Raw genomic sequence first — 2,415 nt, 5'->3', positions numbered from 1 at the left:
ATAGCTACAACAAGAGAAATAGCAAAAGCTACAGGAACAAGTCTACAAACAGTAATAACAACACTTAAAATCTTAGAAGAAGGAAATATTATAAAAAGAAAAACTGGAGTATTAATGTTAAACCCTGAACTACTAATGAGAGGCGACGACCAAAAACAAAAATACCTCTTACTCGAATTTGGGAACTTTGAGCAAGAGGCAAATGAAAAACAAGAAAATGCATTATCTGATTATTATTCTTTCAAGGACTAGTATAACATAAAATCGTCTACAAATAGACAAAAAACCTGCACGCTTAATGTAGATCAAAAGCTTAACGCAAATGAAATAGATTGACCTCCCAATAACACCACGTAGTTATTGGGAGGTCAATCTATGAAATGCGATTAAGCTTTTTCTAATTCACATAAGCGTGCAGGTTTAAAGTACATAAAAAATATAATGAAAAAAAGCATCATTATACTAACGTTATACCAACATTATACTCTCATTATACTAATTGCTTATTCCAATTTCCTATTGGTTGGAACCAACAGGCGTTAGTGTGTTGTTGAGTTGGTACTTTCATGGGATTAATCCCATGAAACCCCCAACCAACTCGCCAAAGCTTTGGCTAACACACACGCCATTCCAACCAATAGTTTTCTCGGCATAAAGCCATGCTCTGACGCTTAAATGCACTAATGCCTTAAAAAAACATTAAAGTCTAACACACTAGACTTATTTACTTCGTAATTAAGTCGTTAAACCGTGTGCTCTACGACCAAAAGTATAAAACCTTTAAGAACTTTCTTTTTTCTTGTAAAAAAAGAAACTAGATAAATCTCTCATATCTTTTATTCAATAATCGCATCAGATTGCAGTATAAATTTAACGATCACTCATCATGTTCATATTTATCAGAGCTCGTGCTATAATTATACTAATTTTATAAGGAGGAAAAAATAAGTGGTTATAATGAATCGTTAATAAGCAAAATTCATTATAACCAAATTAAAGAGGGTTATAATGAACGAGAAAAATATAAAACACAGTCAAAACTTTATTACTTCAAAACATAATATAGATAAAATAATGACAAATATAAGATTAAATGAACATGATAATATCTTTGAAATCGGCTCAGGAAAAGGGCATTTTACCCTTGAATTAGTACAGAGGTGTAATTTCGTAACTGCCATTGAAATAGACCATAAATTATGCAAAACTACAGAAAATAAACTTGTTGATCACGATAATTTCCAAGTTTTAAACAAGGATATATTGCAGTTTAAATTTCCTAAAAACCAATCCTATAAAATATTTGGTAATATACCTTATAACATAAGTACGGATATAATACGCAAAATTGTTTTTGATAGTATAGCTGATGAGATTTATTTAATCGTGGAATACGGGTTTGCTAAAAGATTATTAAATACAAAACGCTCATTGGCATTATTTTTAATGGCAGAAGTTGATATTTCTATATTAAGTATGGTTCCAAGAGAATATTTTCATCCTAAACCTAAAGTGAATAGCTCACTTATCAGATTAAATAGAAAAAAATCAAGAATATCACACAAAGATAAACAGAAGTATAATTATTTCGTTATGAAATGGGTTAACAAAGAATACAAGAAAATATTTACAAAAAATCAATTTAACAATTCCTTAAAACATGCAGGAATTGACGATTTAAACAATATTAGCTTTGAACAATTCTTATCTCTTTTCAATAGCTATAAATTATTTAATAAGTAAGTTAAGGGATGCATAAACTGCATCCCTTAACTTGTTTTTCGTGTACCTATTTTTTGTGAATCGATTATGTCTTTTGCGCATTCACTTCTTTTCTATATAAATATGAGCGAAGCGAATAAGCGTCGGAAAAGCAGCAAAAAGTTTCCTTTTTGCTGTTGGAGCATGGGGGTTCAGGGGGTGCAGTATCTGACGTCAATGCCGAGCGAAAGCGAGCCGAAGGGTAGCATTTACGTTAGATAACCCCCTGATATGCTCCGACGCTTTATATAGAAAAGAAGATTCAACTAGGTAAAATCTTAATATAGGTTGAGATGATAAGGTTTATAAGGAATTTGTTTGTTCTAATTTTTCACTCATTTTGTTCTAATTTCTTTTAACAAATGTTCTTTTTTTTTTAGAACAGTTATGATATAGTTAGAATAGTTTAAAATAAGGAGTGAGAAAAAGATGAAAGAAAGATATGGAACAGTCTATAAAGGCTCTCAGAGGCTCATAGACGAAGAAAGTGGAGAAGTCATAGAGGTAGACAAGTTATACCGTAAACAAACGTCTGGTAACTTCGTAAAGGCATATATAGTGCAATTAATAAGTATGTTAGATATGATTGGCGGAAAAAAACTTAAAATCGTTAACTATATCCTAGATAATGTCCACTTAAGTAACAATACAATG

At 30.9% G+C, this 2,415-nt stretch carries 3 protein-coding genes; all 3 read left to right on the top strand.

Features of this window, described 5'->3' with window-relative positions:
• The coding region (locus KA828_RS08335) for a replication/maintenance protein RepL (protein ID WP_191962145.1) at nucleotides 1-252 on the top strand (252 nt) is incomplete at its 5' end.
• 756 nt (nucleotides 253-1,008) lie between these two features.
• The gene (gene erm(C) / locus KA828_RS08330; protein WP_001003263.1) at nucleotides 1,009-1,743 is read left to right on the top strand and encodes a 23S rRNA (adenine(2058)-N(6))-methyltransferase Erm(C); all 735 of its coding nucleotides are present in this window, start codon (nucleotides 1,009-1,011) and stop codon (nucleotides 1,741-1,743) included.
• A 447-nt stretch (nucleotides 1,744-2,190) separates the two neighbouring features.
• Nucleotides 2,191-2,415, top strand: a 225-nt coding sequence (locus KA828_RS08325; RefSeq protein WP_191962161.1) for a replication/maintenance protein RepL, incomplete at its 3' end; no start/stop codon positions are given.

This window comes from Staphylococcus sp. GDY8P85P, from assembly GCF_017892405.1.
Taxonomy (GTDB): domain Bacteria; phylum Bacillota; class Bacilli; order Staphylococcales; family Staphylococcaceae; genus Staphylococcus; species Staphylococcus borealis.
Note: the sequence above shows the minus strand (reverse complement) of the source record. Positions and strands in the feature narration are given on the sequence as shown.